Source organism: Lacinutrix algicola (assembly GCF_001418085.1).
Taxonomy (GTDB): domain Bacteria; phylum Bacteroidota; class Bacteroidia; order Flavobacteriales; family Flavobacteriaceae; genus Lacinutrix; species Lacinutrix algicola.
In genome coordinates, this window is sequence record NZ_LIQH01000030.1 from 88,153 (window position 1) to 114,618 (window position 26,466).

Sequence of the window (26,466 nt, forward strand, 5' to 3'; positions counted from 1 at the left end):
TAAAACTAAAAAATCGATACTAAACTGATGTGAATTTTGCTGTTTGAAAACTTGAAGTTTTGTGCTTCTGTTTTTCCATTTGCGAAATTAAATTTTAGTAATCCCGCCTTTGTGTTCATTCCAAACCCAAAGCCAAAACCATATAGATTTTCTTTTGTATTAGATATTTTGTTTTCAAAATTAGAGAAGTCTAATATTGTGTGTGCATATATGTTATTGCTTAAGTGGTACCTGTATTCTGTATTAAATACTAGATATTTATTCGCTAAGATGCTGTTTTCTTGAAAACCTCTTATTGAGTTTATGCCACCAAAACTAAAGAGTTCATTTTCTAGATAAGTGTTAGAGTTTAGTAAGCAAGCTTTTAGTCTTGTGTAAAGACTGTTTTTATTATTTAAGTAAAAGCTGTGAAAGGCATCAATTTCTAGCTTTTTTTGTTTCTCGTTATTTGTTTTTGTTTTACGTTTTCCAATAGCTAGTTCTAATGCTAAAAAACTCTTAGTTTGAAATAACGAGTTTAAGTTTTTCCTATTTTCAAAAACGTATTTTAGGTTATAAAAGTTCGTTTTATAATCTTGTATCTCAATATTAACTTCTTCTGTTAACAGGTTACTAGATTCAGTGCTTTCTAATCCTAAGAAAACTTTGTTTTTTGAATTTAATTGATAAAATATATTTGCTTTTTGATTGACAGATGTAAAAGAGCTGTCTCTTTTTAAGATTTTTAAAGTAAATTCAGTGCCAATTGGAGTTGAAAATATATAAGGCATATTTATTGTTGCCTCGAAATTCTTTTGTTCACTTTCGTCACTTTTGTATAGTAGGTTGAAAGTTTCTCCATAATTAAGATTGTTGTTTAACTCTAGGTTTATATAGCCATTAAAATCGATTTTGTTTGTTTCTTCATTGGTGTTAAATCCTAAAAAACCATCAAAAGTATTACTTTGCTTTTTTTGTAAGTATATATATAAGGACGTCGAATCTTTTGTGAATAAAATTTCGGGTTCTTTGGTTTGTTGAGCAAAACGTACATTACCTAATGTATTTAACTTGTTTTTTATTGTTTGAATATTGAATGTTTTTTCTGGTTTTATCTTTAGAAATCTTTTTAAATATGATGATGGAAATTTTCTATACCCTTTAATAATGATTTTATCTAAACTTCGTTTTTTCTTGTCTTTTTCAATAATTAGTGTCGCTGCTAAAGTCTTTTTGTTTTTTATGGTTATTTCTGATAATTTAATTTTAGTGAATGGAAAACCATTATTAGCTAATTTTGTATTAATAAGCTCAAGTGTTTCTTGAATGTTTAGGAATGGTATTGTGAAATGGTTTTCTTGTTTTTTTTTAGAAATAGAATTTATTATGTTTTTGTTTATTTCTGAGGCATTATATTCTATTGTAATATTTTCATATTTAGAATTTAGTTCAAATTTTATTTGAAATGTACTATCGTTTATTTTTGTGTTTGCAGAGTGAGTACTTTCAATATATCCATTTTTAATTATTAGTTGATGGATTGAATCTATCTCATTAGAAATAGAGTTAAAGTCAATGTGGTTTTTATTGTAGTCAAAATCATCAATGATTTCAGTTTCCAAACTAGTAGATCCAATAATTCTTAGATTTAAATTTTGAGCAAACAGTTCAGAATAAAAAAAACAGTAAAATAATATTATTAAGGTGGTGTATTTGTGCACGATTTAAAACTGTTTTGTATAGCGTAAATCTAACGGAAAAACTAAACATATAATATATCTAAATTGAGAAATTTAAAAAAGTATTGAAAATTAATCAATTAGGGTTTGAAATTCAAAAATTAATTTCTACATTTGCAGCCCTCTTAAAAGAGGTCAATTAAATTTATATATATAAGATATATGCCAACAATTTCACAATTAGTAAGAAAAGGAAGAGCCAAAATAACCAAGAAGAGTAAATCGGCTGCTTTAGATTCTTGTCCGCAAAGACGTGGTGTGTGTACTCGTGTTTACACGACGACTCCGAAAAAACCTAACTCAGCAATGCGTAAGGTAGCAAGGGTTCGTTTAACAAACGGTAACGAGGTTAATGCATACATTGGTGGAGAAGGACACAATCTACAAGAGCACTCGATAGTATTGGTTAGAGGTGGAAGGGTAAAAGATTTACCAGGAGTTAGATACCACATTGTACGTGGAGCATTAGATACCGCAGGTGTCGATGGTCGTACGCAACGTAGATCTAAGTATGGTGCTAAACGCCCTAAGAAGTAATTTTAAAAAACTTTAAGAAGACATGAGAAAAAGAGCAGCGAAAAAAAGACCGCTTTTGCCAGATCCTCGTTTTAACGATCAGTTAGTGACTCGTTTTGTAAACATGATGATGTGGGATGGTAAAAAGTCAGTAGCGTTCAAAGTATTTTACGATGCAATTGATATCGTAGAGTCTAAGAAAACAGACGAAGAAAAAACAGCTTTGGAGATTTGGAAAGAAGCATTGTCTAACGTTATGCCTCACGTAGAAGTACGTAGTCGTAGAGTTGGTGGAGCAACATTTCAAATTCCAAATCCTATACGTGCAGATCGTAAGGTTTCTACAGCAATGAAATGGCTAATTAGCTATTCAAGAAAAAGAAACGAAAAGTCTATGGCACAACGTTTAGCATCTGAGGTTTTAGCAGCAGCTAAAGAAGAAGGAGCAGCGGTTAAGAAAAGAGTTGATACTCATAAAATGGCTGAAGCAAATAAAGCATTCTCTCACTTTAGATTTTAATAAGAAATGGCAAGAGATTTAAAATTCACAAGAAATATAGGAATTGCTGCTCATATTGATGCTGGTAAAACAACAACAACAGAGCGTGTTCTTTATTATACAGGAGTTTCACATAAAATTGGTGAAGTACATGATGGTGCTGCTACAATGGACTGGATGGAGCAAGAGCAAGAGCGTGGTATTACTATCACATCTGCCGCTACAACTTGTACATGGAAGTTTCCATTAGAAAATGCAGAGCCTACTCCAGATACTAAGGATTATCATTTCAACATTATTGATACTCCTGGTCACGTAGATTTTACTGTAGAGGTAAATAGGTCTTTACGTGTGTTAGATGGTTTAGTGTTTTTATTTAGTGCAGTTGATGGTGTTGAGCCTCAATCTGAAACTAACTGGAGATTAGCAGATAACTATAAAGTTCCAAGAATTGGTTTCGTTAATAAAATGGACCGTCAAGGATCAGACTTTTTAGGAGTTTGTCAACAAGTAAAAGATATGTTGAAATCTAACGCGGTGCCAATCGTTTTAAACATTGGTGACGAAGAGGATTTTAAAGGTATTATTGACTTAGTAAAAAACCGTGCTATAGTATGGCACGATGAAACTCAAGGAGCAACTTTCGATGTTATCGAAATCCCTGAGGATATGAAAGAAGAAGCTCGTAAATATCGTGCACTTTTAATTGAAGAAGTAGCAAGTTATGATGAGAATCTTTTAGAGAAATTTATGGAAGATGAAGATTCTATTACAGAAGAAGAAGTGCATAAAGCACTTAGAGCTGCTGTAATGGATATGGCAATTATTCCAATGATTTGTGGTTCTGCGTTTAAAAACAAAGGTGTTCAGTTCTTGTTAGATGCTGTATGTCGTTACTTGCCTTCTCCAATGGACAAGGAAGGTATTGTTGGTGTGAACCCAGATACAGATAAAGAAGAAATTCGTAAGCCAAGTGTAAAAGAGCCTTTTGCTGCTTTAGCGTTTAAAATTGCTACTGATCCTTTCGTAGGACGTTTAGCTTTCTTTAGAGCTTATTCAGGTCGTTTAGATGCTGGTTCTTACGTTTTAAACAATCGTTCTGGTAAAAAAGAACGTATCTCTCGTATCTATCAAATGCATGCTAATAAGCAAAATGCAATTGATTATATAGAAGCTGGAGATATTGGAGCTGCTGTTGGATTTAAATCTATTAAAACAGGAGATACACTTTCAGATCAAGCGCATCCTATTGTATTGGAATCTATGGATTTTCCAGATCCAGTAATTGGTATTGCTGTTGAGCCTAAGACTAAGGCAGATGTTGATAAATTGGGTATTGGCTTAGCTAAATTAGCTGAAGAGGATCCTACGTTTACTGTGCGTTCTGACGAAGCTTCTGGACAAACTATTATTTCAGGGATGGGTGAACTTCACCTTGATGTTATTGTAGACCGTTTAAGACGTGAGTTTAATGTTGAAGTAAATCAAGGTCAACCTCAAGTTGAATATAAAGAAGCTATTACGCAATCTGCTGATCATAGAGAAGTTTACAAAAAGCAATCTGGTGGTCGTGGTAAGTTTGCTGATATCGTATTTACGGTAGAACCGGCTGATGAAGGTGTTGTTGGTCTTCAATTTGAATCTGTTATTAAAGGTGGTAATGTTCCTAAAGAATTTATTCCTTCAATTGAGAAAGGATTTAAAATGGCAATGGTAAACGGACCTTTAGCAGGTTTTGAAGTTGATGCTATGAAAGTAACATTAAGAGATGGTTCATATCATGATGTGGATTCAGATCAGTTATCTTTCGAATTAGCTGCTAAATTAGGATTTAAAAACTGTGCTAAAGCTGCTAAAGCTGTAATCATGGAACCTATTATGAAGCTAGAAGTTATTACTCCAGAAGAAAATATGGGTGACATCGTTGGAGATTTAAATAGAAGAAGAGGTATGATGGAAGGTATGGGTGACCGTGCTGGCGCTAAGACAATAAAAGCTAGTGTGCCATTATCGGAAATGTTTGGTTATGTAACAACATTAAGAACATTATCTTCTGGTCGTGCAACATCAACAATGGAATTTTCACACTATGCTCAAACACCTTCAAATGTATCTGAAGAAGTGATTAAAGCAGCTAAAGGAGAACAATCTTAAAAAGTTAAGAAAATGAGTCAAAAAATTAGAATAAAATTAAAGTCTTACGATCATAACTTAGTAGACAAGTCTGCTGATAAGATTGTAAAAACAGTAAAGAGTACTGGAGCTGTAGTAACTGGACCTATTCCATTACCAACACACAAGAAAATTTTCACTGTATTACGTTCACCTCACGTTAATAAGAAGTCAAGAGAACAATTTCAATTAAGCTCTTATAAGAGATTATTGGATATTTACTCTTCATCTTCTAAAACTATTGATGCTCTAATGAAATTAGAGTTGCCAAGTGGTGTTGAAGTAGAAATCAAAGTTTAAGTTTAAACTTTACATGTCCTAAGCTGCGTGCGAAGGAAAAACGGAAAAATACAATTCAAGGCTGAAACGTATTTTCGGCCTTGAATGTTTTTTAATATATAATAATAACAAATAAATAATAATTATGTCTGGGTTAATTGGAAAAAAAATCGGTATGACCAGCATCTTCGATGAAAATGGAAAAAACATTCCATGTACAGTAATCGAAGCTGGACCATGTATCGTTACCCAAGTCAGAACTGAAGAGGTTGACGGCTACACAGCTATTCAACTTGGTTTCGATGACGCGACAGAAAAAAGTGCTACTAAAGCGGACTTAGGTCACGTGAAAAAAGCAGGAACTTCTGTAAAACGCAAAATCGTAGAATTTCAAGATTTTGATGAGGAGTACAAATTAGGTGATGCAATCACTGTAGATCACTTTAAAGAAGGTGAATTTGTTGATGTTGCAGGAACATCAAAAGGTAAAGGATTTCAAGGTGTTGTAAAACGTCATGGTTTCGGTGGTGTAGGTCAAGCTACTCACGGTCAACATAACCGTTTAAGAGCGCCAGGATCTATTGGAGCTGCATCTTATCCAGCAAGAGTTTTCAAAGGAATGAAGATGGCAGGAAGAATGGGTGGAGACACTATAAAAGTTCAAAATTTAAGAGTTTTAAAGGTAGTTACTGAAAAGAATCTACTTGTGGTAAAAGGATGTGTTCCTGGCCATAAAAACGCTTATGTAATTATTAGAAAATAATGAAAGTAGCAGTTTTAGATATAAACGGAAAAGAAACAGGTAGAAAGGCAGACCTTTCTAGCGATGTTTTTGCTATTGAGCCTAATAATCATGCAGTGTACTTGGATGTTAAACAATATTTAGCAAACCAAAGACAAGGTACTCACAAATCTAAAGAAAGAGCTGAGATTACTGGATCAACACGTAAGATTAAAAAACAAAAGGGAACAGGTACAGCACGTGCAGGTTCTATTAAGTCTGGTGTTTTTAGAGGAGGTGGACGTATGTTCGGACCAAGACCTAGAAGTTATTCAATCAAACTTAATAAAAACCTTAAGAGATTAGCTCGTAAATCAGCTTTTAGTATTAAGGCAAGTGAAGAAGCAATTGTTGTTTTAGAAGACTTCAGTTTTGATTCTCCAAAGACTAAAAATTTCACTAATATTTTGAAAGCTTTAGACTTACAAAACAAAAAAACACTCTTTGTGTTGGGTGCTACGAATAATAATGTATATTTGTCGTCACGCAATTTAAAAGGCTCTGAAGTAGTAATGTCTTCAGAATTAAGTACTTACAAGATTTTAAATGCAAATCGAGTTGTGCTTTTAGAAGGAGCTTTAGAAGGAATTGTAACGAATCTAAGTAAATAAGAAACAAAATGAGTATCTTAATTAAACCTATAATCACAGAAAAAGCTACTGCAAACAGTGAATTAAACAACTGTTTCAGTTTCTTCGTGAAAACAAAGGCGAACAAGGTAGAAATTAAAAAAGCAGTGGAAGCTGCTTATGGAGTTTCTGTTGAAAAAGTTCGCACTATAAATGTCCGTCCAGATAGAAGTACTAAGTTTACAAAAACTGGTATTCAACATGGTAAAACTAACGCAAAGAAAAAAGCGATAGTACAACTGGCGGAAGGTGAGATAATTGATTTATACACTAACATGTAATTAAAAGACAAATGTCAGTAAGAAAATTAAAACCAATCACACCAGGACAGCGATTTAGAGTTGTAAATGGATTTGACGCCATTACAACTGATAAGCCGGAGAAAAGTTTATTAGCTCCGAAAAAACGTTCAGGTGGTAGAAACAGTCAAGGTCGTATGACTATGCGCTACAAAGGTGGTGGTCATAAGAAAAGGTATCGTATTATCGATTTCAAGAGAACTAAAGCGGGTATTCCTGCTGAAGTTGCTTCAATTCAATATGATCCTAACCGTACAGCGTTTATCGCATTATTAAATTACCAAGATGGTGAGAAAACTTATATCATTGCTCAAAATGGTTTACAAGTTGGACAAACTATTGTTTCAGGTGAAAATGTAGACCCAGAAATTGGAAATGCAATGCCTTTAGCAAACATACCATTAGGTACAATCATTTCTTGTATAGAGTTACGTCCAGGTCAAGGAGCTGTTATGGCTCGTAGTGCTGGTGCATTTGCTCAATTAATGGCAAGGGATGGTAGATTTGCAACTGTAAAATTACCTTCAGGTGAAACAAGATTAATCTTGGTTACTTGTATGGCTACAATTGGAGTAGTATCTAATTCAGATCACCAATTGTTAGTTTCAGGTAAAGCAGGTAGATCAAGATGGTTAGGTAGAAGGCCAAGAACTAGACCAGTTGTAATGAATCCAGTCGATCACCCAATGGGTGGTGGTGAAGGTAAATCTTCTGGAGGACATCCACGTTCAAGAAACGGTATACCTGCTAAAGGATTTAGAACTCGTTCTAAAACTAAAGCAAGTAATAAATATATAATCGAACGTAGAAAAAAATAAGACATGGCAAGATCATTAAAAAAAGGACCTTACGTTCATTATAAATTAGAGAGAAAAGTTGCTACTAACGTTGAGAACAACAAAAAAACAGTAATCAAAACTTGGTCAAGAGCAAGTATGATTACTCCAGATTTTGTTGGTCAAACAATAGCAGTACATAATGGACGTCAATTTGTTCCAGTATATGTTACTGAGAACATGGTAGGTCATAAATTAGGAGAATTTTCACCAACAAGATCTTTTAGAGGTCACGCTGGTGCTAAAAATAAAGGTAAAAAGTAGTAAGCTATGGGAAGTCGTAAAAAACAAATGGCAGACGCTATTAAGGAAGGTAAAAAGCAAATTGCTTTTGCTAAACTTAATAACTGTCCTACATCACCGAGAAAAATGCGTTTAGTAGCCGATTTAGTAAGAGGTGAACGCGTGGAAAAAGCACTTAACATATTAAAGTTTAGTTCTAAAGAAGCATCAAAACGTTTAGAGACATTGTTAGTATCTGCAATTGCAAACTGGCAAGCTAAAAACGAAGATGCATCTATAGAAGAAGCTGAGCTTTTCGTTAAAGAGATTAGAGTTGACGGAGGATCTATGTTAAAAAGATTACGTCCAGCGCCTCAAGGTCGTGCACACAGAATAAGAAAGCGTTCTAACCACGTAACAATCGTAGTTGGAGCTAACAATAATACACAAAGCTAAGATAGATATGGGACAAAAGACAAATCCAATCGGAAATCGCTTAGGAATTATCAGAGGATGGGAATCTAACTGGTACGGAGGTAACGATTATGGAGACAAACTTGCTGAAGATTATAAAATCAGAGAGTATGTTCACGCACGTTTATCTAAAGCTAGTGTAAGTAGAGTAATAATCGAGAGAACTTTAAAACTTGTAACCGTTACTATCACAACTGCTAGACCTGGTATTATTATCGGAAAAGGTGGTCAAGAGGTAGACAAGTTAAAAGAAGAACTTAAGAAAATTACAGGTAAAGAAGTTCAGATCAATATCTTTGAGATTAAAAGACCTGAATTAGATGCATTTTTAGTAGGAACAAGTATCGCTCGTCAAATTGAAAATAGAATTTCATACAGACGTGCAATTAAGATGGCTATTGCTGCTACTATGCGTATGAACGCTGAAGGGATTAAAATCCAAATTAGTGGTCGTTTAAATGGAGCTGAAATGGCACGTTCTGAACACTACAAAGATGGACGTATACCTTTATCTACGTTTAGAGCCGATATTGATTATGCTTTAGTTGAGGCACATACTACTTATGGTAGATTGGGTGTTAAAGTATGGATCATGAAAGGTGAAGTATATGGTAAAAGAGAACTTTCTCCTCTTGTTGGATTATCTAAGAAGCAAGGAAAAGGTGGACGAGGCGGAAGAGATAATAAGAATCAATCTCGTCGTAGAAAGTAATTTTTTAAAGAACAAGAAAAATGTTACAGCCTAAAAGAACAAAATTTCGTAAGCAACAAAAAGGACGTATGAAAGGTAATGCCGGAAGAGGGCACCAACTATCAAACGGAACTTTTGGAATAAAATCACTAGACTCGAACTTTTTAACTTCGCGTCAAATAGAAGCAGCACGTATTGCAGCTACACGTCACATGAAAAGAGAAGGGCAACTTTGGATTAAAATATTTCCAGACAAGCCAATTACAAAGAAACCTCTTGAAGTACGTATGGGTAAAGGTAAGGGTGCCGTAGAATATTGGGCAGCAGTAGTAAAACCAGGTAGAGTCCTTTTTGAAATAGGAGGTGTGCCATTAGACGTTGCAAAAGAAGCATTACGTTTAGCAGCACAAAAATTACCTGTAAAAACAAAGTTTTTAATCGCTAGAGATTACGAAGCATAATTTATTTGATATTATGAAACAATCAGAAATTAAAGAATTATCTGTAGCTGAGTTACAAGAGAAACTTAGTGAAACAAAGAAGAGTTATTCAGACCTAAAAATGGCACATGCAATATCTCCTTTAGATAACCCAATCCAATTACGTTCTGTAAGAAGAGATGTAGCAAGATTGGCAACGGAATTAACTAAAAGAGAATTACAATAATTCTGCTGAAAGATGGAAAAAAGAAACTTAAGAAAAGAACGTATAGGAGTAGTTACTAGTAACAAAATGATGAAATCAATCGTTGTTGCCGAAGTAAAAAAAGTTAAGCATCCTATGTACGGAAAATTCGTTTTAAAAACGAAAAAATACGTAGCACACGACGAAACAAACGACTGTAACATTGGAGATACAGTAAAGATCATGGAAACAAGACCTTTATCTAAATCTAAATGTTGGAGATTAGTTGAAATAATTGAAAGAGCGAAGTAATTATGGTACAACAAGAATCAAGAATAAAAGTAGCAGATAACACTGGAGCTAAAGAGGTTTTAGTAATCCGCGTTTTAGGAGGTACTAAAAGAAGATATGCTTCTGTAGGTGATAAAGTTGTTGTTTCTGTAAAAGATGCAACTCCTAATGGAAACATTAAGAAAAAGGCAGTCTCTACAGCAGTAGTTGTACGTACTAAAAAAGAAGTAAGACGTCCAGATGGATCTTATATTAGATTTGATGACAATGCTTGTGTACTTTTAAACCCAACGGGTGAAATGAGAGGAACACGTGTATTTGGACCTGTTGCTAGAGAACTTCGTGATAAACAATTCATGAAAATTGTATCATTAGCACCAGAAGTGCTTTAAGACATTTATAAAGATGACAAAGCTTAAAATAAAATCTGGAGATACTGTAAAAGTAATTGCTGGAGATCATAAAGGATCAGAAGGGAAAGTACAAAAAGTATTAGCCGATAAGAACAAGGCGATCGTTGAGGGCGTGAACATGGTAAAGAAACATACTAAACCAAGTGCACAAAGTCCTCAAGGAGGAATCGTTGAAAAAGAAGCTCCTATCCAAATTTCAAACCTATCATTGTTAACTTCTAAAGGAGAAGCTACAAGAATAGGATATAGAATGGAAGACGGAAAGAAAGTAAGATTTTCAAAAAAATCAAACGAAGTAATATAGTTATGGCATATTCACCTAGACTTAAAGAAGAGTATAAAAGCAAAGTAGTTGCAGCTCTTACAGAAGAATTTGGTTATAGTAATGTAATGCAAGTACCTAAACTTAAAAAGATAGTATTATCTAGAGGAGTAGGTGCTGCAGTTGCAGATAAAAAATTAGTTGACTACGCATTAGACGAGTTAACAACTATAACAGGACAGAAAGCAATAGCTACATTGTCTAAAAAGGATGTTGCAGCTTTCAAATTACGTAAAGGTATGCCAATTGGTGCTATGGTTACGTTAAGAGGAGAAAGAATGTACGAATTTTTAGACCGTTTAGTAACTTCTGCTTTACCACGTGTTAGAGATTTCGGTGGGATTAAAGCTAAAGGTTTTGATGGAAGAGGTAATTACAATTTAGGAATTACTGAACAAATAATATTCCCAGAATTAGATATTGATAAAATCAATAGAATTTCTGGTATGGATATTACATTTGTGACTTCTGCTGACACTGATAAAGAAGCAAAATCATTATTAACTGAATTAGGTTTACCTTTTCAAAAAAACTAAGTTATGGCTAAAGAATCAATGAAAGCCCGCGAGGTGAAAAGAGCTAAAACAGTAGCAAAGTATGCTGAGAAACGTAAAGCTTTAAAAGCAGCTGGCGATTATGAAGCATTACAAAAGTTACCTAAAAATGCATCTCCAGTTCGTATGCACAATAGATGTAAATTAACAGGTAGACCAAAAGGTTATATGCGTACCTTTGGTGTTTCTCGTGTTACATTTAGAGAAATGGCTAACCAAGGTTTAATACCTGGAGTTAGAAAAGCAAGTTGGTAAAATTTTAAATTGGTCTAAGGTTCACGATATTGTGAAAACCAATTCCGCAAATTAATATATATGTATACAGATCCAATTGCAGATTTCCTTACAAGAGTTAGAAACGCAGTGCGTGCTAACCATAGAGTAGTGGAAATTCCTGCATCAAATTTAAAAAAGGACATAACTAAAATATTATTCGATCAAGGGTATATTTTAAGTTACAAGTTCGATGATTCTTCAGTACAAGGAACAATTAAAATTGCCCTTAAGTACAATAAAGAAACTAAAGAACCAGTAATTAGAAAGTTACAAAGAATCAGTAAGCCTGGTTTACGTAAGTATTCTAGTTCAACAGAACTGCCTCGTATTCTTAATGGTTTGGGTATTGCAATTGTTTCTACTTCTCACGGAGTAATGACAGGAAAGCAAGCTGAACGTGAGAATGTTGGTGGTGAAGTTTTATGTTACGTTTACTAATCTATAAAACAAGAAAGAGATGTCAAGAATAGGAAATAATCCAGTGGCAATTCCAGAAGGAGTTACTATAGATGTAAAAGATAACGTTATTACAGTAAAAGGTAAGTTAGGAGAATTAACTCAATCTTATAACACTGTAGAAGTTAAAATTGAAGAAGGAAAGGTGTTAGTAACACGTTCTTCTGACAATAAGGAAAGTAAAGCAAAGCACGGTTTATATAGATCACTTATCAATAACATGATTGATGGTGTTTCTAAAGGATGGACAAAAGAGCTTGAGCTAGTAGGAGTAGGATATAGAGCAAGTAACCAAGGTAACAGATTAGAGTTAGCTTTAGGTTTTTCTCACAACATTGTATTAAGTGTTGCACCAGAAGTGAAAGTGGAAACAGTTTCAGATAAAGGTAAAAATCCAATCATTAAGTTAACATCTCATGACAAACAACTTGTTGGACAAGTAGCTGCTAAAATTCGCGGATTTAGACCACCTGAGCCTTATAAAGGTAAAGGAGTTAAGTTTGTAGGTGAAATACTAAGAAGAAAAGCTGGTAAATCAGCATAATAATTAAGTTATGAAGTTAACAAAAAACGAAAAAAGACTAAGGATTAAAAACAGAATTCGTAAGGTTGTTTCTGGTACAGAAGCTAGACCTAGATTAGCTGTTTTTAGAAGTAATAAAGAAATTTATGCTCAAGTTGTTGATGATGTTACTGGTAAAACTTTAGCAGCTTCATCTTCAAGAGATAAAGATATTAGTTCTGTAAAAGGTAACAAAAGTGATGCCGCTACATTAGTAGGGAAGTCAGTAGCCGAAAAAGCAATTAAAGCAGGAATAAATACTATCGCTTTTGATAGAGGTGGTTATTTATATCATGGTAGAGTAAAATCATTAGCTGAAGGAGCTAGAGAAGCAGGACTTAAATTCTAAGAAATTATGTATAAAAAATACAGAAGCGCAGAGTTAGTAAAACCAAGTGGGTTAGATCTTAAAGATCGTTTAATTGGTGTGCAAAGAGTTACTAAAGTAACAAAAGGTGGTAGAGCATTTGGTTTTTCAGCAATCGTTGTGGTTGGTGATGAAGCAGGTGTAGTAGGTCATGGTTTAGGAAAGTCTAAAGATGTAGCAAGTGCTATTGCAAAAGCTATTGAAGATGCTAAAAAGAACCTTGTGCGTATTCCTATTATTAATGGAACTTTACCTCACGAACAAAAAGGTAAATACGGTGGAGGACGAGTAAACATCATCCCTGCAGCTCCTGGTACAGGAGTAATTGCTGGTGGAGCTGTAAGAGCTGTATTAGAAGCAGTTGGAGTTCACGATGTATTATCTAAATCTCAAGGATCTTCTAATCCACATAACGTAGTAAAAGCTACTTTTGATGCATTATTGCAATTAAGAAGCGCTCAAACTATTGCTCGTGAAAGAGGTATATCTTTAGAGAAAGTTTTTAACGGTTAATATTTACAGAAATGGCAAAGATAAAAGTAACGAAAGTTAAGAGCGCGATCAACCGTACTAAAAGACAAAAGCTAACATTGTTAGCTTTAGGATTAAAGAAGGTGGGACAAACTATAGAGCACGAAGACACTCCTAATATACTAGGAATGATTAGAAAAGTTAATCACTTAGTTTCTGTAGAAGGAGCTAAATAACATATACTGAAAAATGAATTTAAGTAATTTAAAACCTGCAGAAGGTTCAGTAAAAAACCAAGGAAAAAGAATTGGTAGAGGACAAGGTTCTGGAAAAGGTGGTACTGCTACACGTGGTCACAAAGGAGCAAAATCTCGTTCTGGTTATTCTAAGAAGGTTGGTTTTGAAGGTGGTCAAATGCCACTTCAAAGACGTGTACCTAAGTTTGGTTTTACAAATATCAACCGTAAAGAGCATCAAGGTATTAACTTAGATACTTTACAACAATTAGTTGATGACAAGAAAATTAAGGATACTTTAGATTTTGAAACAATTGTTTCTTTAGGTTTAGCTGGTAAAAATGAGCTAGTAAAAATCTTAGGAAGAGGAGAGTTAAAAACTAAGTTAACTGTAACTGCACATAAATTTACTGCTACTGCAAAAGCTGCTATTGAAGCTGCAGGAGGAGAAGCTGCAACTTTATAAGACCTACTAAAGAATATGAAATTTATAGAAACGATAAAGAATGTTTGGAAAATCGAAGAACTAAGAAACCGAATCATATTTACTTTAGGTTTATTATTAGTTTATCGTTTTGGTGCACAAGTTGTTTTACCAGGAATAGACGCTTCACAATTAGCAAGCCTTCAAGGTAAAGCTGATGGTGGAGGTATATTTGGTTTATTAAATGCCTTTACAGGAGGAGCTTTTGCAAATGCATCGGTCTTTGCTTTAGGTATTATGCCATACATTTCTGCTTCTATTGTAGTTCAGTTAATGGGAATAGCTATTCCTTATTTACAGAAACTTCAAAAAGAAGGAGCAAGTGGACAGAAGAAAATAACTCAAATTACAAGATGGCTAACCATTGGTATTTGTTTAGTACAAGCACCTGGTTATCTAGCAAGTTTAGGTCCAATGTTTGGTATTCCAGATTCTGCATTCTTGTTAGGTCAAGGTGGCGTATTCTACTTTTCATCTATAGTAATATTAGTAACAGGTTGTATTTTTGCAATGTGGTTAGGAGAAAAAATTACCGATAAAGGTATTGGTAATGGAATCTCTTTATTAATTATGGTAGGAATTATTGCTACATTACCAAAGTCATTCTTACAGAACATGAGTGCTAGATTTACTACTGGTAATGGTGCTATGATGATTCTTTTTGAAATATTAATTTGGTTTGCTATCATAGCAGGATCTATATTATTAGTAATGGCTGTAAGAAAAATAGCGGTTCAGTATGCTAGAAGATCTGCTACAGGTGGATATGAGAAAAATGTATTTGGAGGAGCTAGACAATTTATTCCATTAAAGCTTAACGCTTCTGGAGTAATGCCAATTATTTTTGCACAAGCTATTATGTTTGTTCCAGGATTAATTGGAGGTTCATCTTTATTAAAAGAAACTACAACTGGACAATGGATGGTTGCAAATTTCTCTGATATGTTTGGATTATGGTATAATGTTGTATTTGCTTTGTTAATTATAATATTTACATATTTTTATACTGCGATTACTGTACCAACAAATAAGATGGCAGATGATTTAAAACGTAGTGGTGGTTTTATACCGGGTATACGTCCAGGATCTGAAACATCTGAATATTTAGACAAGATTATGTCTCAAATAACCTTACCAGGTTCAATATTTTTAGCTTTAATAGCTATATTCCCAGCATTTGTTTTCAAGTTAATGGGAGTACAATCTGGTTGGGCATTATTTTTTGGTGGAACATCATTATTAATTATGGTTGGAGTAGCAATTGATACTATGCAACAAGTGAATTCTTATTTGTTAAATAGACACTATGACGGCTTAATGAAAACTGGTAAAAACAGAAAAGCAGTAGCTTAATGTAAATAAGGTTTAGAAATCTAAGCAAGATATTTGCAAATAGATGACTAAAAAAAATATATATGGCAAAACAAGCAGCAATAGAGCAAGACGGAACGATTATAGAAGCATTATCAAATGCAATGTTTCGTGTAGAATTAGAAAACGGTCACATTGTGACAGCACACATATCTGGTAAAATGCGTATGCATTATATTAAGTTGTTACCAGGTGATAAAGTGAAATTAGAAATGAGTCCTTATGATTTAACTAAGGCTCGCATAACTTATAGATACTAATTACGATGAAAGTAAGAGCATCAGTTAAAAAGAGAAGCGTAGATTGTAAAATCGTACGTAGAAAAGGTAGACTTTATGTCATTAACAAAAAGAATCCTAGATTCAAACAAAGACAAGGATAATTATGGCTAGAATTGCAGGTGTAGATATACCAAAAAACAAAAGAGGAGTGATCTCATTAACTTATATCTACGGAGTAGGTAGAAGCAGATCACAAGAAATTTTAGCAACAGCTAAAGTAGACGAAAGTATTAAAGTTCAAGATTGGGACGATGATCAAATAGCAGCCATTCGTGATGCTGTTGGAACATTTACAATTGAAGGCGAGTTACGTTCTGAGACACAGTTAAACATTAAGCGATTAATGGATATTGGATGTTACAGAGGTATACGTCATAGAGCTGGTTTACCTTTAAGAGGTCAACGTACTAAAAACAACTCTAGAACCAGAAAAGGTAGAAGAAAAACTGTTGCTAACAAGAAGAAAGCAACTAAATAATAATTAGAAATTTGGTCTTTAGTGTTTAGACGTTGGAAAGAATCTGTTTGAAATTATTTAGGTTTAGGATTCTAGCGACTATCAACTAACTACTTAGAACTATAGAAATATGGCAAAGACAAATGCAAAAGCAACTAAAAAACGTAAAGTTATAGTTGAATCTGTTGGAGAAGCACACATTACTGCTTCTTTTAACAACATTATTATCTCATTAACAAACAAGAAAGGTGACGTGATTTCATGGTCATCTGCTGGTAAAATGGGATTTAGAGGTTCTAAAAAGAACACACCTTATGCAGCTCAACTATGTGCAGAAGATGCATCTGCTGTAGCTAAAGAAGCTGGTTTAAAGAAAGTAAAAGTTTACGTAAAAGGTCCAGGAAATGGTAGAGAATCTGCTATCCGTTCTATTCATAATGCAGGTATTGAAGTAACAGAAATTATTGATGTTACACCATTACCACATAATGGATGTCGTCCTCCAAAACGTAGAAGAGTATAATTACGTTTTATAAACGTAATACTAGTACGCAAATCAGATAAATTAATATCAACTATTTACATAGTTGATGTTAATTTTTTTGTGTAAATTTGCGAACTGAAAAAATATTATTAACAAGTATCAACGAGAGATCAACGCTAGTCGAAGGATAAGATTTAGACCTTAATTCACCAAGCACTCTCAAAAAAACAATTTAAAATGGCAAGATATACTGGTCCTAAAACTAAAATAGCTCGTAAATTTGGTGAAGCTATATTCGGAGATGATAAAGCCTTCGAAAAAAGAAATTACCCACCAGGACAACATGGAAACGCACGTCGTCGTGGTAAAAAATCTGAATATGCAATCCAATTAATGGAAAAGCAAAAAGCTAAATATACTTATGGTGTATTAGAGAAGCAATTCAGAAATATGTTTAAAAAAGCAACTGCATCTCCTGGAATTACAGGTGAGGTTTTATTACAGTTATGTGAGTCTAGATTAGATAACGTAGTGTTTAGAATGGGTGTTGCTCCTACAAGAAGTGCAGGTAGACAATTAGTATCTCACAGACATATTACTGTAAATGGAGAGTTGGTAAATGTGCCTTCTTACCAATTAAAAGCTGGTGATATTGTAGCTGTAAGAGAAAAGTCTAAATCTCTTGAAACTATCGAAAGATCATTATCAAATACAAGTAATGTTTACGAATGGATTACATGGAATAGCGCTACAAAGGAAGGAACTTACGTTTCTGTTCCTGCTAGAATCCAAATCCCTGAAAACATTAATGAGCAATTCATCGTTGAATTATACTCTAAATAATAAATAATCATATTGGTATTTAGCCAAAGGATTTTTAAGTGATCTTCAAACTTTTAAATCGCGCAACTAAATAACAATTAAAACGAAGAAAAAACATGGCAGTATTTAATTTTCAAAAGCCCGATAAAGTAATCATGATTGATTCTACTGATTTCGAAGGTAAATTCGAATTCAGACCACTAGAACCAGGTTACGGACTAACAGTAGGAAATGCTCTAAGAAGAGTTTTATTATCTTCTTTAGAAGGTTTTGCAATTACATCTATTAGAATAGAAGGCGTTGATCACGAATTTTCAGCAATTGCTGGTGTAGTGGAAGATGTAACTGAAATTATTTTGAACTTAAAACAAATGCGTTTTAAGCGTCAAATTGAAGATGTAGATAACGAGTCTGTTTCTATATCTATTTCAGGTCAAGATAAAATTACAGCAGGTGATTTTCAAAAATTCATTTCAGGATTTCAAGTGTTAAATTCAGATTTAGTTATCTGTAATTTAGATCCTAAAGTAAATGTTACAATGGAAATTACAATTGAAAAAGGAAGAGGTTATGTTCCTGCAGAAGAAAATAAAAAAGCTTCAGCACCAATTGGAACAATCTTTATAGATTCAATTTATACACCAATAAAAAATGTTAAATATAGCATTGAGAATTATCGTGTAGAGCAAAAGACAGATTACGAAAAATTAGTTTTCGAAATCCAATCTGATGGCTCTATAACACCTCAAGATGCTTTAACTGAAGCAGCAAAAACGTTAATTCACCACTTCATGTTATTCTCTGATGAGCGTATTACATTAGAAGCTGATGAAATCGCACAAACTGAAACTTATGATGAAGAATCTCTTCACATGAGACAGTTACTTAAAACAAAGTTAGTAGATATGGATTTATCTGTACGTGCACTTAACTGTTTAAAGGCTGCAGAGGTTGATACATTGGGAGACTTAGTATCTTTTAACAAAAATGATTTAATGAAGTTCCGTAACTTCGGTAAAAAATCTTTAACAGAGCTAGAAGAGCTTGTAAATGTAAAAGGTTTAAATTTCGGAATGGACTTATCAAAATACAAATTAGATAAAGATTAAGTATTTAGAGTGTGATTATTATATAATAATCACACTCTAAATTTAATCAACACAATAAATAATTAATCATATTTTGCTCCTCGATAATTGAGTTTAGTAGCAAGATGATAAAACAAATGTCATGAGACACGGAAAAAAAGTAAACCATTTAGGTCGTCAAACGGCTCACAGAAAAGCAATGTTAGCTAATATGGCTTGTTCTTTAATAGAACACAAACGTATTAACACAACAGTTGCTAAAGCAAAAGCTTTAAAAGGTTTTGTTGAACCAATGATAACTAAATCTAAAAACGATACGACACATAACCGTCGTTTAGTGTTTTCTAAATTGCGTCAAAAAGAAGCTGTTACAGAATTATTTAGAGATGTAGCAGCTAAAATTGGAGATCGTCCAGGTGGATACACTAGAATTATCAAGTTAGGTAATCGTTTAGGTGATAACGCTGACATGGCAATGATTGAGCTTGTAGATTATAATGAAATCTATAATGCAGATATGAAAGCTAAGAAAACTACTCGTAGAAGCCGTCGTGGTGGAAAAGCAACAGCTGCTCCAGTTGAGACTAAAGCAACTAATGAAGAAGAAGAATAAATGTTAATAAGCATTTAATATAAAAAGGATAAACTATTTTAGTTTATCCTTTTTTTTATGCAATTTTGCTAAACTTTTTGACACAACTACTATACAAATGAAATATCAAAAATTAAAAAAGGCATTAATCTTATTAGCAGATGGAACCATTTTTCATGGTAAAGCTGTAGGTAAAGAGGGTAGTGCATTTGGTGAAGTATGCTTTAACACTGGAATGACAGGTTATCAAGAGATATTCACAGACCCATCTTATTATGGGCAATTAATGGTTACTACCAATGCACATATTGGTAACTATGGTGTAAATAATGAAGAGGTAGAATCAGATTCTGTAAAAATTGCTGGCTTAATTTGTAAAAATTTTAGTTATGATTTTTCACGAGATGCTGCTGATGGTTCTTTAGAAGATTTTTTAAACACAAATAATCTCTTAGCAATTTCAGATGTAGACACTAGAGCTCTTGTTGCTTATATTCGTGATAACGGAGCAATGAATGCTGTAATTTCTACAGATGTAGACAATATAGATGCCCTTAAAAAGCAACTAGCTGATACTCCAAACATGAATGGTTTAGAATTGGCATCTAAAGTATCTACTAAAGAGCCATATACTATTGGTGATGAAAATGCTTCGATTAGAATATCAGCTTTAGATATTGGTATAAAAAAGAACATCTTACGAAATTTAGTTAAGAGAGGTGCTTATGTAAAGGTCTTTCCTTATAATTCTAAATTCGAAGATTTAGAAGCTTTTAAGCCTAATGGTTATTTCTTATCAAATGGTCCTGGAGATCCAGAACCATTAATAGAAGCACAAGGAGTAGCAAAGGAAATTATAAAAAGAGATTTACCATTATTTGGTATTTGTTTAGGACATCAAGTAATAGCATTAGCAAATGGTATTTCAACTTATAAAATGCACAATGGGCATAGAGGTATAAACCATCCGGTAAAAAATCTAATTACAGGAAAAGGTGAAATCACATCTCAAAACCATGGTTTTGCAATTAATAGAGAGGAAACAGAAGCACATAGCGATGTTGAAATTACTCATGTGCACTTAAATGATAATACTGTTGCTGGTATAAAAATGAAATCTAAAAATGTGTTTTCAGTTCAATATCACCCAGAAGCAAGTCCAGGACCACATGATTCTTCATATTTATTTGATGAATTTATAAAGAATATTCAAAAAAACTAATATTAAATAAGCAATAGAATGTATTTTCTGTTGCTTATTTTATTTTACTAAAACGTTATAGAGGAATTTTTATTTAATTCTGATATAAATAGTATAAACGAGACAAAATTAAACCGTAAATTTAGAGGTAAAACAAAAAATTAAAACACCAATTATGAGTATAATTATCAATGTTCACGCAAGACAAATTTTCGATTCAAGAGGAAATCCAACAGTAGAAGTAGATGTAGAAACAGAGAATGGTTTTGTAGGAAGAGCAGCAGTACCATCGGGAGCATCAACAGGAGAACATGAAGCTGTAGAGTTACGTGATGGAGGAGATAAATTCATGGGAAAAGGAGTTACTAAAGCAGTAGATAATGTAAATTCTATTTTAGCTGAAGAGCTTTTAGGAGTAAATGTATTCGAACAAAATTATATCGACACTTTAATGTGTGAAATAGATGGTACTCCAAACAAATCTAAGTTGGGAGCAAACGCTATTTTAGGAGTTTCTTTAGCGGTTGCTAAAGCAGCAGCAGCAGAAATAGGAATGCCATTATATCGTTATGTTGGTGGTGTAAGTGCTAACACGCTTCCTGTACCAATGATGAATATAATTAATGGTGGTTCTCATAGTGATGCACCAATTGCATTTCAAGAATTCATGGTTATGCCCGTTAAAGCAGAAAGTTTTTCTCATGCATTACAAATGGGAACAGAAATCTTTCATAACCTTAAAAAAGTATTACACGATAGAGGGTTAAGCACTGCAGTAGGAGACGAAGGTGGTTTTGCACCTAACTTAGAAGGAGGAACTGAAGATGCATTAGATACCATTAAAAAGGCTGTTGATAATGCTGGTTATACTTTAGGAGACGATGTAATGATTGCATTAGATTGTGCAGCAGCAGAATTTTATGTAGACGGAAAATATGATTATTCTAAATTTGAAGGTGAAACAGGTAAAGTTAGATCTAGTAAAGAGCAAGCAGATTATTTAGCTGAATTATCTCGTAATTATCCAATTATTTCTATAGAAGATGGTATGGATGAAAACGATTGGGATGGTTGGAAATACTTAACAGAGCAAATTGGAGATAAAGTACAGTTAGTTGGAGACGATTTATATGTAACTAATGTTGAGCGTTTATCAAAAGGAATAAAAAAGGATATTGCAAACTCTATTTTAATTAAAGTAAACCAAATTGGAACTTTAACTGAAACGATTGCAGCAGTAAATATGGCGCATAATGCAGGTTATACTTCTGTAATGTCTCATAGATCTGGTGAAACAGAAGATAATACTATAGCCGATTTAGCGGTAGCATTAAATTGCGGACAAATTAAAACAGGATCTGCTTCACGTAGTGACCGTATGGCAAAATACAATCAACTATTGCGTATTGAAGAAGAATTAGGAGAAGTAGCTTACTACCCTAAAATGAATGCATTTAAAATAGGATAAACATTAATTATCGATTTAAAATTTAGAGCCTTTTAGTTACTTACTAAAAGGCTTTTTTTATACAATAAATTTTATCAATATCTTAATTGTTAAATCCTTGTAAATAAGCTTTAAAAATTCCGACTTATTTTGTAAATTAGCATTCCGCATAAACAAGTAAAAATTCAATAAAAATATGTCAAAAACTGCTACGTTAGAAATCGACGGAAAAAAGCATGAGTTTCCTTTATTAGTAGGAACAGAAAATGAAGTTGCAATAGATATTAAAACTCTTAGAGCTGTAACAGGTGGTGTAACAACTATAGATCCTGGATATAAAAATACAGGAGCCTGTGAAAGTGCAATCACTTTTTTAAATGGAGAAGAAGGGATTTTAAGATATAGAGGATATTCTATTGAAGAATTAGCAGAGAAAGCAGATTTTTTAGAAGTAGCTTACTTGTTAATTTTTGGAGAATTACCAACTCAAGAACAATTAGATAAATTTAATGCAGATATCAAAGAACAATCTGTAGTAGATGACGATATTAAAAAAATAATAGACGCTTTTCCAAAGTCGGCTCACCCAATGGGAGTGTTGTCTTCTTTAACAAGTGCTTTAACAGCCTTTAATCCATCTTCAGTAAATGTAGATTCTGAAGAAGAGATGTACAAGACTGTTTGTAAAATAATGGGTAAATTTCCTGTATTAGTCGCTTGGACTATGCGTAAGAAAAAAGGATTACCATTAAATTACGGTGATAGTTCTTTAGGTTACGTAGAAAACATTTTAAAAATGATGTTCTCTAAGCCTAATGAAGATTATAAACAAAACGAAATTTTAGTAAACGCATTAGATAAGTTATTAATCTTACATGCAGATCACGAGCAAAACTGTTCTACTTCTACAGTAAGAATAGTAGGTTCTGCACACACAGGATTATTTGCATCTATATCTTCTGGTATTTCTGCACTTTGGGGACCTTTACATGGTGGAGCAAACCAAGCAGTATTAGAGATGTTAGAAGCTATTAAAGAAGATGGAGGAGATACTAAAAAGTTTATGGCTAAGGCTAAAGACAAAGAAGATCCTTTCCGTTTAATGGGCTTTGGACATAGAGTTTATAAAAACTTTGATCCTCGTGCAAAAATTATTAAAGTTGCTGCAGACGATGTATTAGCAGATTTAGGTGTTGAAGATCCAGTACTTGATATTGCAAAAGGTTTAGCTTCTGAAGCATTAAGTGATGAGTATTTTGTAAAACGTAAATTATATCCAAACGTAGATTTCTACTCAGGTATTATATATAGATCTATGGGAATTCCTGTAGAAATGTTTACTGTAATGTTTGCTTTAGGTCGTTTACCAGGTTGGATTGCACAATGGAAAGAAATGCGTGCGCGTAAAGAACCAATAGGTCGTCCAAGACAAGTTTATATTGGTGAAAATCTTAGAGATTTCAAAACTATTGAAAAAAGATAATATTTAATAAATTTCATATTAAGCTTCATAAGAAATTATGGAGCTTTTTTATATACCACAATCATGTTAAAACTCAATGTTAAAAACGAAACATCACGCCTTAGAGCTGTTGTTCTAGGTACTGCTGTAAGTAATGGTCCAACACCAAGTTTAGATGAAGCTTACGATCCAAAATCTGCTCTTCATATTAAAGCAGGAACTTATCCCGTGGAAGCAGATATGGTTAAAGAAATGGAAGCAGTCGCTACTATTTTTAAAAAGTATGATATTAAGGTTTATAGACCAGAATTAATTGAAAATTGTAATCAAATTTTTGCTAGAGATATCGCTTTTGTAATCGACGATGTCTTTGTAAAAGCAAATATATTACCAGAGCGTGAGAATGAACTAGATGCTATTCAATATGTAATAGATCAAGTAAATCCAGAGAAGGTTGTTAGGCCGTCAGAAGAAGTACATATAGAAGGTGGCGATGTTATGCTTTGGAACGATTATATTTTTGTAGGTACCTATAGAGAAGCAGATTATGCAGATTATATTGTTGCACGAACCAATCGACAAGGTGTTGAGTTTCTAGAAAAAACATTCCCACATAAAAAAGTTAAGTCTTTTAACTTAAAAAAATCACAAACCAATCCAAGAGATAATGCACTGCATTTAGATTGCTGTTTTCAGCCAATTGGTACAAATAAAGCTATTTTACACAAAGAAGGTTTTCTTGAGGAAGAAGAGTATGAGTGGCTGTTAAATTACTTCGGAAAAGAAAATTGTTTTATTATTTCTAAAGAAGAAATGTATAATATGAACAGTAATATTTTTTCAATTTCTGAAGATGTTATTGTTTCTGAAAAAAACTTCACAAGATTAAATAGTTGGTTGCGTGATAATGGTTTCACAGTAGAAGAAGTACCTTATGCAGAAATATCTAAACAAGAAGGATTGCTTAGATGTAGTACTATGCCGTTAATTAGAGATTAAATAAGTTTTATAGAATAAGGAAAATTTAAATAATACGTGTTGTTAGTAATTTGACTTCACGTATTTTTTATTTGCGATATATCCTTCTAGGATAGTCAGACATTCTAATGTTTTCTTTTTTTAATTCAGACAATGCATTTCTTGCAATCCATTGTGCCGATTTACTATTAAACATTAGTATTTCTTGAGCAGTATTTATAGCTCTTTTATTCAAGTCTATATTGCGTTTTCCAATGTTTCGTAATGCCCAGTTTACAGCTTTTTTAACATACAGTCTTTCATCGTTTGCTTCACTTTTTATTATTTGAAAAAAGGGTTCAAATAATTCGTTTTCACCTGTTTTATTAGCCATGCAATAAGAAGCTAAGATTGTAAATCCTGCTCTTTTTTCAAATTCAGGAACTCTTTCAGTCCACTCTATTATTTTAAGAATAGCAAATTCGCTTTTAGAGAAAAGGCCCATACAGAAGCTGTCGCAAATCTCCCAGTTTTCGAATGTTTTAACCCATTTTTCCATTAACGGTACTGTAACATCTTTTGGGTTATACATTTTACTACATAATAGTCGTGCTTCGTAGATTCCGCTATCAAAAAGTTGTAATGCAAGTTCGTTGTTTTTTCCAATATCTTTGGCGATAATCTTTAAATCTTTATGATAAATACCTAAAGAATTAATTGAAATCACTCCAAATTTTTGCTCTTTAAAGATTACTTTATCAGTATCTTTTAGGCTGTAGAGACGTTCAATAATTTTATTGTAAGTCATTGAAATTTGAAGTTTAGAGATGTAATTGTTTACAAAACAGAATCTTTAATTAAGATACAAAGAAAGGTATAGATCTAAAAGTGTGATGTAAACTATATCATTTTTTGATAAAACGTGTTTTTAGTTTTATTGAATTACTAACTTTTTTGTAATTCTAGCCTTATCATTTTTTAGAGAAGCTAAATAAACACCTTTATTTAAAAAACTTAAATCTATAGTTTCTATTTGGTTGTTTATTTTAGATTTGTAAACTTCTTTCCCTAATATATCTAAGATTATTAGCTCAAAATTTTCAACGATATTATCGTTTAATTTAATGTTAAATATCCCAGAAGAAGGATTGGGGTAAAAACTAATAGTACTGTTTGAGCTAAAAGTAGTAACATCTAGACTATTGATGCCAATAGCAAACTCTAAAGCAGTACCTAATGCGCCTTTGGTAACTTCAAAAAGATAGTTAACATCCATATTCGCTAAAGTATCTGAACTAGTATGAGCGTGTGGAGTTTCATTTTTTTCATAAAGACCAGTAATTATTTCTCCATTATTTTGAAAAGGAACATAGTCTGATGCATAAGCATAAGAAATCTCGGTGGCTAAATTAGAATATAAGCTAAAGCAATTAGCCATAATAGTAGTAGAGACTACAGAAGCAGCATTGTTAGCGCTTGGTGTATTATCTTGATCGTTTTCGCAAACAATAGTATTGTTTATTAAGCCATTAACGCCTCCAACTTCATCGATATTAAGTACAAGAGAAATATCTAAATTATCTGGTATTACTGTATTATTTACATAATAATTACTTCCTATTAAACCAACTTCTTCACCACTAAAATGAATGAATTTTAGAGAATACTCTGTGTTTACATTTTTTAATAGTCTGGCTATTTCCATAATTAGTACTGTACCACTTCCATTATCATTTGTTCCAGGTCCGTTTATAGTATCGTAATGTGCATCTATTATAAGAAAGGTATTTGGGTATACAGAGCCTATTTTGGTAATAATAATGTTATTAGTTGTATTGCCTCCGTAACTAAAAGGTTGCTCAACTATATCTGTATAACCTAAGTCTTGATATCTTGTTTTAATCCAACTTTGGGTATTACCAATTGCAGTAGATCCAGCTTCTTTAACTCCAAAATTTTCGAATGTTATTAAATCTGCCAATATGTTAGAAGAAGAAACATCTGTAACAATAGAGTTATAATACGAGTTATATGTTTGGGCACTTAAAGAAGAAATACTAAAAGTAAAAAGGATTACTAAAGTTTGTAGTACTTGTTTCATTATTGTTGATTTTTATAAAAAGTTTGATGCA

General features: G+C 33.0%; 39 protein-coding genes. 36 read left to right on the forward strand and 3 right to left on the reverse strand.

All coding sequences use genetic code 11. From position 1 onward, the window contains the following. Positions 1-5 precede the first annotated feature (5 nt). Positions 6-1,601, reverse strand: a complete 1,596-nt coding sequence (locus ASC41_RS05840) for a ShlB/FhaC/HecB family hemolysin secretion/activation protein (protein WP_241489633.1) — start codon at positions 1,599-1,601, stop codon at positions 6-8. 279 nt (positions 1,602-1,880) lie between these two features. Here ASC41_RS05840 and rpsL point away from each other — a divergent pair, with 279 nt between their 5' ends. The 36 genes from rpsL (at position 1,881) to ASC41_RS06015 (ending at position 24,376) form a co-directional block, all read left to right on the forward strand. After that, positions 1,881-2,255, forward strand: a complete 375-nt coding sequence (rpsL, locus tag ASC41_RS05845; RefSeq protein WP_013869047.1) for a 30S ribosomal protein S12 — start codon at positions 1,881-1,883, stop codon at positions 2,253-2,255. Positions 2,256-2,277: 22 nt separating this feature from the next. Further along, positions 2,278-2,754, forward strand: coding sequence for a 30S ribosomal protein S7 (gene rpsG / locus ASC41_RS05850; protein ID WP_055435702.1), 477 nt, complete (start codon positions 2,278-2,280; stop codon positions 2,752-2,754). Between the two features lie 6 nt (positions 2,755-2,760). Beyond that, complete coding sequence (gene fusA / locus ASC41_RS05855) at positions 2,761-4,887, forward strand: elongation factor G (protein WP_055435703.1); 2,127 nt, start codon at positions 2,761-2,763, stop codon at positions 4,885-4,887. 12 nt (positions 4,888-4,899) lie between these two features. Then, entirely contained in the window at positions 4,900-5,205 is a 306-nt protein-coding gene (rpsJ, locus tag ASC41_RS05860) for a 30S ribosomal protein S10 (protein ID WP_007650482.1), read from the forward strand. Between the two features lie 124 nt (positions 5,206-5,329). Further along, positions 5,330-5,947 carry a 50S ribosomal protein L3 gene (gene rplC, locus ASC41_RS05865; RefSeq protein WP_055435704.1) on the forward strand — a complete coding sequence of 206 codons (618 nt, stop codon included), beginning with the start codon at positions 5,330-5,332 and terminating at the stop codon, positions 5,945-5,947. Next, entirely contained in the window at positions 5,947-6,576 is a 630-nt protein-coding gene (gene rplD / locus ASC41_RS05870; protein WP_055435705.1) for a 50S ribosomal protein L4, read from the forward strand. The genes rplC and rplD overlap by 1 nt, the downstream gene beginning before the upstream one ends. An 8-nt stretch (positions 6,577-6,584) precedes the next feature. Then, complete coding sequence (rplW, locus tag ASC41_RS05875; RefSeq protein ID WP_055435706.1) at positions 6,585-6,875, forward strand: 50S ribosomal protein L23; 291 nt, start codon at positions 6,585-6,587, stop codon at positions 6,873-6,875. 11 nt (positions 6,876-6,886) lie between these two features. After that, positions 6,887-7,711: a 50S ribosomal protein L2 gene (rplB, locus tag ASC41_RS05880; protein ID WP_055435707.1), complete on the forward strand. Its 825-nt coding sequence runs from the start codon at positions 6,887-6,889 to the stop codon at positions 7,709-7,711. Positions 7,712-7,714: 3 nt separating this feature from the next. Beyond that, positions 7,715-7,993: a 30S ribosomal protein S19 gene (rpsS, locus tag ASC41_RS05885; RefSeq protein ID WP_055435708.1), complete on the forward strand. Its 279-nt coding sequence runs from the start codon at positions 7,715-7,717 to the stop codon at positions 7,991-7,993. Between the two features lie 6 nt (positions 7,994-7,999). Next, entirely contained in the window at positions 8,000-8,407 is a 408-nt protein-coding gene (gene rplV, locus ASC41_RS05890; RefSeq protein ID WP_055435709.1) for a 50S ribosomal protein L22, read from the forward strand. A 7-nt stretch (positions 8,408-8,414) separates the two neighbouring features. After that, entirely contained in the window at positions 8,415-9,137 is a 723-nt protein-coding gene (gene rpsC / locus ASC41_RS05895) for a 30S ribosomal protein S3 (protein ID WP_055435710.1), read from the forward strand. A gap of 20 nt (positions 9,138-9,157) precedes the next feature. Beyond that, positions 9,158-9,577 (forward strand): 50S ribosomal protein L16, encoded by a 420-nt coding sequence (gene rplP, locus ASC41_RS05900; RefSeq protein WP_055435711.1) that lies wholly within the window; start codon positions 9,158-9,160, stop codon positions 9,575-9,577. A gap of 13 nt (positions 9,578-9,590) precedes the next feature. Continuing rightward, complete coding sequence (gene rpmC / locus ASC41_RS05905) at positions 9,591-9,782, forward strand: 50S ribosomal protein L29 (RefSeq protein ID WP_013869036.1); 192 nt, start codon at positions 9,591-9,593, stop codon at positions 9,780-9,782. A gap of 12 nt (positions 9,783-9,794) precedes the next feature. Continuing rightward, entirely contained in the window at positions 9,795-10,052 is a 258-nt protein-coding gene (rpsQ, locus tag ASC41_RS05910) for a 30S ribosomal protein S17 (protein ID WP_013869035.1), read from the forward strand. A gap of 2 nt (positions 10,053-10,054) precedes the next feature. Further along, entirely contained in the window at positions 10,055-10,423 is a 369-nt protein-coding gene (gene rplN, locus ASC41_RS05915; RefSeq protein ID WP_013869034.1) for a 50S ribosomal protein L14, read from the forward strand. 13 nt (positions 10,424-10,436) lie between these two features. Then, positions 10,437-10,748 carry a 50S ribosomal protein L24 gene (gene rplX / locus ASC41_RS05920; protein WP_034061899.1) on the forward strand — a complete coding sequence of 104 codons (312 nt, stop codon included), beginning with the start codon at positions 10,437-10,439 and terminating at the stop codon, positions 10,746-10,748. Positions 10,749-10,750: 2 nt separating this feature from the next. Then, positions 10,751-11,302 carry a 50S ribosomal protein L5 gene (gene rplE / locus ASC41_RS05925; RefSeq protein WP_055435712.1) on the forward strand — a complete coding sequence of 184 codons (552 nt, stop codon included), beginning with the start codon at positions 10,751-10,753 and terminating at the stop codon, positions 11,300-11,302. 3 nt (positions 11,303-11,305) lie between these two features. Continuing rightward, the gene (gene rpsN / locus ASC41_RS05930) at positions 11,306-11,575 is read left to right on the forward strand and encodes a 30S ribosomal protein S14 (protein WP_055435713.1); all 270 of its coding nucleotides are present in this window, start codon (positions 11,306-11,308) and stop codon (positions 11,573-11,575) included. 60 nt (positions 11,576-11,635) lie between these two features. Then, the gene (rpsH, locus tag ASC41_RS05935) at positions 11,636-12,034 is read left to right on the forward strand and encodes a 30S ribosomal protein S8 (protein WP_055435714.1); all 399 of its coding nucleotides are present in this window, start codon (positions 11,636-11,638) and stop codon (positions 12,032-12,034) included. A gap of 19 nt (positions 12,035-12,053) precedes the next feature. After that, entirely contained in the window at positions 12,054-12,596 is a 543-nt protein-coding gene (gene rplF / locus ASC41_RS05940) for a 50S ribosomal protein L6 (RefSeq protein ID WP_055435715.1), read from the forward strand. 10 nt (positions 12,597-12,606) lie between these two features. Further along, entirely contained in the window at positions 12,607-12,963 is a 357-nt protein-coding gene (gene rplR, locus ASC41_RS05945) for a 50S ribosomal protein L18 (protein ID WP_055435716.1), read from the forward strand. Between the two features lie 6 nt (positions 12,964-12,969). After that, on the forward strand, positions 12,970-13,494 hold the full coding sequence (rpsE, locus tag ASC41_RS05950) for a 30S ribosomal protein S5 (RefSeq protein WP_055435717.1): 525 nt from the start codon (positions 12,970-12,972) through the stop codon (positions 13,492-13,494). A gap of 11 nt (positions 13,495-13,505) precedes the next feature. Then, positions 13,506-13,688, forward strand: a complete 183-nt coding sequence (gene rpmD / locus ASC41_RS05955) for a 50S ribosomal protein L30 (protein WP_055435718.1) — start codon at positions 13,506-13,508, stop codon at positions 13,686-13,688. A 13-nt stretch (positions 13,689-13,701) separates the two neighbouring features. Further along, the gene (gene rplO, locus ASC41_RS05960) at positions 13,702-14,154 is read left to right on the forward strand and encodes a 50S ribosomal protein L15 (RefSeq protein WP_055435719.1); all 453 of its coding nucleotides are present in this window, start codon (positions 13,702-13,704) and stop codon (positions 14,152-14,154) included. 15 nt (positions 14,155-14,169) lie between these two features. Further along, positions 14,170-15,525 (forward strand): preprotein translocase subunit SecY, encoded by a 1,356-nt coding sequence (gene secY / locus ASC41_RS05965; protein ID WP_055435720.1) that lies wholly within the window; start codon positions 14,170-14,172, stop codon positions 15,523-15,525. A 62-nt stretch (positions 15,526-15,587) separates the two neighbouring features. Next, entirely contained in the window at positions 15,588-15,803 is a 216-nt protein-coding gene (infA, locus tag ASC41_RS05970) for a translation initiation factor IF-1 (RefSeq protein ID WP_007094967.1), read from the forward strand. Between the two features lie 5 nt (positions 15,804-15,808). Beyond that, the gene (ykgO, locus tag ASC41_RS16595) at positions 15,809-15,925 is read left to right on the forward strand and encodes a type B 50S ribosomal protein L36 (protein WP_076732133.1); all 117 of its coding nucleotides are present in this window, start codon (positions 15,809-15,811) and stop codon (positions 15,923-15,925) included. A 2-nt stretch (positions 15,926-15,927) separates the two neighbouring features. After that, the gene (gene rpsM / locus ASC41_RS05975) at positions 15,928-16,302 is read left to right on the forward strand and encodes a 30S ribosomal protein S13 (protein ID WP_055435721.1); all 375 of its coding nucleotides are present in this window, start codon (positions 15,928-15,930) and stop codon (positions 16,300-16,302) included. A 109-nt stretch (positions 16,303-16,411) separates the two neighbouring features. Beyond that, on the forward strand, positions 16,412-16,804 hold the full coding sequence (gene rpsK / locus ASC41_RS05980; protein ID WP_055435722.1) for a 30S ribosomal protein S11: 393 nt from the start codon (positions 16,412-16,414) through the stop codon (positions 16,802-16,804). A gap of 198 nt (positions 16,805-17,002) precedes the next feature. Beyond that, the gene (gene rpsD, locus ASC41_RS05985; RefSeq protein WP_055435723.1) at positions 17,003-17,608 is read left to right on the forward strand and encodes a 30S ribosomal protein S4; all 606 of its coding nucleotides are present in this window, start codon (positions 17,003-17,005) and stop codon (positions 17,606-17,608) included. 95 nt (positions 17,609-17,703) lie between these two features. Further along, complete coding sequence (locus ASC41_RS05990; RefSeq protein ID WP_055435724.1) at positions 17,704-18,696, forward strand: DNA-directed RNA polymerase subunit alpha; 993 nt, start codon at positions 17,704-17,706, stop codon at positions 18,694-18,696. Positions 18,697-18,817: 121 nt separating this feature from the next. After that, a complete protein-coding gene (gene rplQ / locus ASC41_RS05995) occupies positions 18,818-19,288 on the forward strand; it encodes a 50S ribosomal protein L17 (RefSeq protein ID WP_055435725.1) in 471 nt (156 codons plus the stop codon). Between the two features lie 97 nt (positions 19,289-19,385). Beyond that, positions 19,386-20,489 carry a glutamine-hydrolyzing carbamoyl-phosphate synthase small subunit gene (gene carA, locus ASC41_RS06000; RefSeq protein ID WP_055435726.1) on the forward strand — a complete coding sequence of 368 codons (1,104 nt, stop codon included), beginning with the start codon at positions 19,386-19,388 and terminating at the stop codon, positions 20,487-20,489. A 154-nt stretch (positions 20,490-20,643) separates the two neighbouring features. Then, positions 20,644-21,936: a phosphopyruvate hydratase gene (eno, locus tag ASC41_RS06005; protein ID WP_055435727.1), complete on the forward strand. Its 1,293-nt coding sequence runs from the start codon at positions 20,644-20,646 to the stop codon at positions 21,934-21,936. A 175-nt stretch (positions 21,937-22,111) separates the two neighbouring features. After that, a complete protein-coding gene (locus ASC41_RS06010; RefSeq protein ID WP_055435728.1) occupies positions 22,112-23,398 on the forward strand; it encodes a citrate synthase in 1,287 nt (428 codons plus the stop codon). 63 nt (positions 23,399-23,461) lie between these two features. Continuing rightward, a complete protein-coding gene (locus ASC41_RS06015) occupies positions 23,462-24,376 on the forward strand; it encodes a dimethylarginine dimethylaminohydrolase family protein (protein WP_055435729.1) in 915 nt (304 codons plus the stop codon). Between the two features lie 67 nt (positions 24,377-24,443). Here ASC41_RS06015 and ASC41_RS06020 read toward each other — a convergent pair whose 3' ends face one another. Continuing rightward, positions 24,444-25,142, reverse strand: coding sequence for a DNA alkylation repair protein (locus tag ASC41_RS06020; protein WP_055435730.1), 699 nt, complete (start codon positions 25,140-25,142; stop codon positions 24,444-24,446). Positions 25,143-25,268: 126 nt separating this feature from the next. Further along, the gene (locus ASC41_RS06025; protein ID WP_055435731.1) at positions 25,269-26,435 is read right to left on the reverse strand and encodes a M28 family peptidase; all 1,167 of its coding nucleotides are present in this window, start codon (positions 26,433-26,435) and stop codon (positions 25,269-25,271) included. Between the last annotated feature and the right edge of the window lie 31 nt (positions 26,436-26,466).